Below are 7,104 nucleotides of genomic sequence, written 5' to 3'. Positions count from 1 at the left end.
TGTGACTTTCACTTCGAGACTATCGTATGTTACACCGTCAATAGTTTGTCCAGCGTTAGTTTCAACGATAGTGTACTTGTAAGTACCAGCTTTAGTGTATTCGATTGGAGCGAATGCCACTTTGCCATCCGCAGTGTTCTTCACTTTTTGAACTTCTGAGCCATCTTCGTCATTCTTCAAGACAAACTCAAACTCATCAGCTTTCAAGATACGACCGGTAAGAGCTTTTGTCACTTCAATAAGAGCTGGAGTTTTCTCAGCAGCGTATGTGTTTTCAAAAGTCTTATCGTCGTTTTCGTAAGCGACAGCTGCAGACAATTTGCCCTCAGCATCTGCTGTTACAGTAACTGTAACGCCAACAGGGTTGGCATCGTAAGTAACACCTTTTTCAGTTGTGTTCGCTTTTTTCTCAACGATGTGGTAGTTGTATGTACCAGCTTTGTCAAATGTTAATTCAGCAAAGTTGATATTTCCTTCCGCATCATTTGTTACTGTTTCAACAACCTTGTTTGTCTTATCATCGAACAAGTCGAATTCAAACTCTCCAGCTTTCATAACACGACCAGTCAATTTTTTAATTGCTTGGATTTGAGCTTTTGTGTTGTTGCGTTTGTTCGTGACTGTTCGAATTGCACCGTCTTTTCCTACAGTCATCTCAAATGGAGTGGGATTCAGTTCATATCCTTCAGGAGCCTCAATTTCAGTTACTGTGAAGTTCCCTTTCTTAATATCACTCTCTGAATAAATGGATGATTCTGCGATACCGTCATCATTTGTCGTCACAATCTCTTCTTTGGCAGTAGCACCTGCTGGAGGAGTAATCTTAAATTTAGCTCCTTTAAGTCTGGCTTGAGTTACTTCGTCTACCTTATAAACAATGATTTTGTATGCAGTCTCCAACTGAATTGTACCACCAGAGGTGATGATCGAATTTCCAATCTGTTTATAAATCGTTTTGCTGCTATAATCCTGAAACTCAAGAACTTGATCATTCCCTTTTACTTCAAGATTGTTCTGAACCTTAGTACCATCTGCTGGCGCAGTTGTTTTATAGCCGATACGGAAGGCGGCTGGTTTCCCATTCTTAGCTATAATAGAAGAAGCATTATTGATGGTAATCGTAAATTCAGTATAGGACTCATTCCATTTAATCTGGTAATCCTTACCTTCTTCCAAAACTTTCTCATCTTTCAGATAGTAAGATTGGTTGTACCATCCTGCTATAACACTGATTGTTTCAGGAATCATCTGCATTGGCGAAGCGTCTGGATCCACCCAATCACGAATTTCAATTTTATTGTAGGCGGCTTGTTTTGGATTAACCCTAACATACCAACTATGTAGATAGTGGCCACTCTTATTTAAAGTTTTAGAAGTCCAATCTTCTTTATAAATTAAACCATGATATTTACTAAAATTTGCACGTCCAATTCCTTCAGAATAATCAGAGGCTCCCCCTTTTTTGACCTTAATCTGATGGGTAATTTCATTAATAGTTTCACTCTTTTCAAAACGAAGAGTTTCACTGCTCAGTTCATTTTTAGAACTAAAGCCAACATAGAAAGTCCCTCTGACATGTTGAACATGAATTCCCTTCTTTTTCTCAAGATAGGTTTTTAGATTTTGTAGAGTAATGGTAACCTTACCACCATTGTTATCTCCATTTGAGACAATTTTGGTTTCACCAATAACAAGATCTGTCTCTTTATCTTTGAGTTCAAAAGTCTCATCTCTAACAGTTAATGGACTTGGAACAGTAAATGTAAAGCTATCACCATCCTCTAACTTACCATCATATGCACTTAAATCATAATCTACAACAAACTTATAGTTGGAGTAATTGTGGTGTTCTGGTGAAAGGTTATAGACCCCATTTGCATCTGGTTTTGTAAATTTCCCATTGTCAACTTCCCAAATCCCAATATTGCTAATAACATTCTTTAATTCCTTTGCCTCTACATTGTGCGGAGCAAAAACAAATGCCAGTAAACATGCTAGGGAAGTTAGGATGTATAACCAAAGTTTCTTGATTTTCATAATCTTCCTTTCTAAAAAATAGAATCATCTAAAATGCCAACTATGATTTTTAATTCCCAATATAGGTCACTCCTTTCAAACTGAGCAAAGAACAAGAGGTTTAGTATAAATAAGGTTATACTTCAACCTCTTTAGCGATAACGGTTGCTTTATTTAATATATCAACCCCCTTTGAATCTATTATAATACAATTTTATAAGTTTTTTTATTTATAACATGTAAATGTTTAAACAAAATGTTGACAGAGTGTTAATATAATATCGGAAATTTAAACTAGATATCAAAAAGGATATTTTTACATGTAAAAACCTTTTTTTATAGGAATTTTATATAATTCAAAAATAGACTCAAAAAAAATATATCAGAAAATTTACATCATTTTAAATGTTTGATTTATCTTAGCATTTATATTTAACCATTTTTATTTTACTTAATCAATATTATTTTAATCTATAATTAATATAGTTGATTATAGTGTTCATTTTCGAAACTTCTTCACCGGGAACTCTCTCTAGTCATACACAGGAAAACAAAAAAAGACCAGGGGGTTATCCCTGATCTTTCTTTACTGTACTTATTGGCTACTAAATGAGATTAATCTTCTTTTCTTCGTTTAGTTGCTACAAGACCTGCACCTAACGCTAGAAGAGCTAAACCTGCTGCTAATGCAGCTTGTCCAGATTCACTTCCTGTATTTGGCAACTGCTCTTTTTGAGCTTGATTAGCTTTACTTGAAGCAATTTCTTTTGTATCTGCTTTTTCTGATACTTGTGGTTTTGTAATTTCTTGAGGTACTGGTTTGGTCGTTTCACCAGCTGTACCAACTTCGACGATGCGATCCTGAGCCATAACTTTATCATAGCTTTCTTTTTCAGTTCGCTTGCCATTTTCAACTTCGATTAAGTGAACACGGATACCTTGTCTTCCTTCTTGAAGGATGCGAGTTTGACCTGCTGGAAGTTTGTCATTCTTTTGTTCCTGAACTTTGAAATCAATGATTTCTTCTTCTGAGATAAGCTCTGGAAGATTAAGAACGAGGTTCTTCACTTCATCTTCTGGAAGAGAAGTTCCTGGTTTAGTACCAACTTCTACAATACGATCTTGAGCAACGACTTTATCGTAAGTTTCTTTAAGCTGACGTTTTCCATTTTCCACTTCAATCAAGTGAAGACGGACACCTTGTTTTCCTTCTTGGAGGACACGAGTTTCTCCTAGATACAACTTATCAGACTTACGCTCCTGAACCTTGAAGTCGATGGTTTCTTCTTCGACTACAAGTTCTGGTCTGTTAAGGACTAGGTTCTTCACTTCATCTTCTGGAAGAGCGGTTCCTGGTTTTGTTCCAACCAAGACGATGCGGTCTGTCGGAGCCTCTACCACTTCGCGAAGTTTTTCTTCCTTAGTGCCGTCAGGATTCATCGATGTGAAGATACGTTCTTTACCAACTTTTCCTTCTTGTTCTACACGAGTTTCTCCTAGATACAGCGTTGAATCCTTTTTCTCAACTGTCTTGTAGGCCAAATCGTTTTCAACAAATTCGAGTTTTGGAAGTTCTTCTTGTACAGCAGCAACTGTCTTCTCAGAAACTGGTTTTTCCTTGGTCAACTGGATACGGTATTCCTTGACTTGTTTTCCACTTTCTGAAACAAGACGAACAAGTACTGGAAGGCTATCGTCTCCGCTATCTACAACTGTTGAAGCTACTTGATTACTTTCTTCGACTGAGACTTTTGGACGTTGACCTTTATAGGTGATTTGGTAGTCTTGGCGATCTTCAGCGAAATCAGGAAGTTCTTTTCCATCTACAAGAATCTTCGATTGAGTGCTTTCTTGAGGCAATTCGCTTGGAGCAAGGAAGGTCATCTCAATTATCGCAACACCCTTCTTATCCGCTTTGCGCTCCATACGCCATCTCATGGCTTTGGCTTTCACAGCTTTAAAGGTAACGTTAATTTCATCACCGGCTTCAATGTCTTTATCCGCACGATAAGGAACAGCTTCCCAATTTTCTGGATTGTTGAATGGATGGTCTGCGTCGTAGGCTTGGTAGTTTGAATAGTAGGTTGGCACTTCAAACTCTGGACCGACATAGCGTTCTAAAACGAGTTTAGATGGTGCATCCGTACCACTATCTGCAAAGAAGTGAAGTTTGGCTTGAGCAACAGTCCGTTCTACAATCTTACCATTTTCACGGAAGATCACACCCGCTGATACTTCTGGATTAGAAGATGGTGTTGGAGACCAGTTTGTCCAACGACGATTTTCAGAATGATCTCTATCATTGATATAGTCAACACGGTCATGAGAACTGTCGTCAATATCATTAGTTGCTGAGGCAAAGGCTTGGTTACTATTTTCATCATAGTTAGGGTTTTCTGAGAGAGCCTCACCAAGTTTGTCTGTCACTCGTACAGAGAATTCCGCAACGAGGTCACTACCAAGGACACGACCTCGAACTGTAAATTGACCTGCTTTTGTCAGATTTTCTGCTGGAACTTCTTCCCATTCAACTGCCAAGTCTTTTGTTTCATAGCCATCTTTACCTGTGAAGTAAACCGGAACCTTAGTTGGCAATTCAAGTGGTTGACCTACTTGTACCAAACGTGCTTGTTTAACCGCAGCAAGAGGTTTACGAGAAAGTAAGTCTTTGTCCTTAGTGAAATGTAGACGGTATTCTCCTAAGATGTCACCATTTTCAGCTTTCGCGATGACACGAACTGGCTCACCTTCACGAACGCTTGGAACAACCGTCGCAAGACCATTGTTGCTAACACTTGCTGTTACTGCAGGAACTTTTCCATCTACAGACTCAAGATAGTAGTCTGTCAAATCAGGGTTGAAGTTTGCTAAGTCTTTACCGTCAACTTGGATTCTCGTTTGTCCTTGTTTGGCTGCCGCAACTTGTTTCGCAAAGATTTGTACCTCTGTGATAGATGTTCCTTTCTTGCTATCAAGTCGAACCATACGAATGCGAACCGCATAGGTATCAACTTTATCAAAACTGAAATGATTCATTTCTCCAGCTTTTAATTGAGCTGGTGCTTTGAGATTGCTTACCTCTTTCCAGTTTGCAGGATCGTTAAAGACATGGTTTTCCTCACCTACAAAGCTAGGATTTTTAGGAGCTGTTGGAACAGTCTTACCAACATAATACTCAATCACATAAGACTTAGGTACACCAACTCCGTGGTCTTCGTGGAATCCGACACTTAGATTATCAACAGAACGTTTGCTCAAGATACCTGAATCTCCGAATAGGACACCGACTGAAGCTTCTGGATTAGTACGATTCCAGTTTGTCCAACGGTTGGCTGGTCGGTCATTAAAGGAAATCAATTTATCGTTGACATTTGAAACAGGATCGGTTGGATTTGAGTCTGAAGCAAAGGCAAGTGGCAATTCTGAACCTGTCCATTGGTCAGAAATATTTGCTCCTTGCTCAGTTTGAGCAGATACGCGAACATGAAGTTTAGTTGTTAATTGCGTACCTTCTAGGCGACCATTAACTGTAAAGACACCTTCCTTGGCGTATTGCTCTGAACGAATCGTATCCCAAGTAACCTTAGCTGATGAAACGTGACCATTTGAATCGTAGGTACGAACACTTTCTGGTAATTGTGGCGCTTCTGCGATTGGTGTTGTCACACTGACTTCTTCAACTGAAACGATACCTTCTACAGAGACTTTAGCACGCGCTTCAAGGTCAATTCCTTCAACTTTACCTAGTACTTCAAATGTTTGATAGGAGTCTAGTTTTTCTTTCGAAATGGCTTGCCAAATGACTTTATGAGTTTTAGGGAAACCTTTGTCATACTCAACAGTTACTGTTGTTGGAAGAGTAGGTTCTTGATGCAAGTCTGTCACTACATTTACTGGACGGATAGATTGCGCAACCTTCGTCTCAGTATTGGCCTGGATAGTGAGTTCAACTTGGCCTTTAGCTCCCTCATATTCCGCTTTCAGAGTGACTGCTCCTGGCTTATGCAATTCAAGCATTCCCTTACGGACTGCGACTTCCCCTTCACCACTTGTAGAGAAGGTTACTTTATCTGCTGGTAAAACTGCTTGTGTTCCATCTTGATAGTGGGCAAGGACAGACAATTTGACTGTTTGGTCTTCTTTGAGGCTGTCAGCTTGTTCCACTTGTAGACTCAAATGGTCAATTTTTGGTGCTTCTTCAAGGAATTGAATTGCATAGGTTTGAAGAGGGCCACCATCTTTTGGTTGAACATAGATGCTTGCACGCATGCCGTTTGCTGCACTTGCTTGGACTACAGTAACATCCGCATTTTCAGCACTTGCTACAACTTCTGGCAAGGATGCACCGTAAGCAAGAGTTCGATATTGCATTGGAGTTTGAGTAGTAAGACCAGTGACAGATTCGCCACCAACAGTTACATTTGGTACTGCAGGAGCCGCAGGATTACCTTCTTCTACCACAAGGGTAGCGTGAATAGTCTCACCACCCAGTTGACCAGTCATTTGAATACGTGATCCTGCAACTGACAGTTTAGCTTTATCTGCTTCCGAAATCTCCCACTTATCAACTTCATATTCTTGTACGCTTCCATCCGTAACAGCAATAGAAACGTATTTGTCAACAGCGCTCAAGTCTGTTCCTGGAGCAACACGCTTAACAGTTGGAAGCTCATTTGCGATTGCTAGAATTTCGACACGGGCCTCAACTTCGCGTCCATCTGCCATACCTTTAACAGTCACAACTCCTGCTTGGCTCACATCAACTGAAGACCAAGTTACTGGACGTTTTTCACGACTGCCATCACTGTAGATAAAACCGACTGTCTTCGGCATTTTTGGTTCTTTCTCAATAACAGTACGTACTTTTGGTACTTCTGTTCCGAGAACGGTCTTTTCTTGGTCTTCTTTTTTACCAGTAAAGACCGTTACTTGACCAGATTTCAAGAGATCTGAATGGGCTGTTAGAGTGAATTTACCTGCTTGCTCAGTTGATTTAACAATGGCAACACCTTTACCGTTAAAGGCTCTGCGGATCCAAGAACCGTCTGGTTGGGCCTTATAACGTTCACGACTGGCTTGTTCCCCATT

Annotated in this window: 2 protein-coding genes; both read right to left on the bottom strand. The window is 39.8% G+C overall.

Annotation, left to right across the window (positions count from 1 at the left end; genetic code table 11):
• On the bottom strand, positions 1-2,037 hold a 2,037-nt coding region (locus SORDD24_RS01245; protein ID WP_269139582.1), incomplete at its 3' end, for a Spy0128 family protein.
• A 594-nt stretch (positions 2,038-2,631) separates the two neighbouring features.
• The coding region (locus SORDD24_RS01240) for an Ig-like domain-containing protein (protein WP_155720116.1) at positions 2,632-7,104 on the bottom strand (4,473 nt) is incomplete at its 5' end.

Origin of the sequence: Streptococcus oralis (assembly GCF_001579175.1) — a bacterium.
In the GTDB taxonomy this organism is placed as follows: domain Bacteria; phylum Bacillota; class Bacilli; order Lactobacillales; family Streptococcaceae; genus Streptococcus; species Streptococcus oralis_O.
This window is presented reverse-complemented; position numbering and strand designations above follow the sequence as displayed.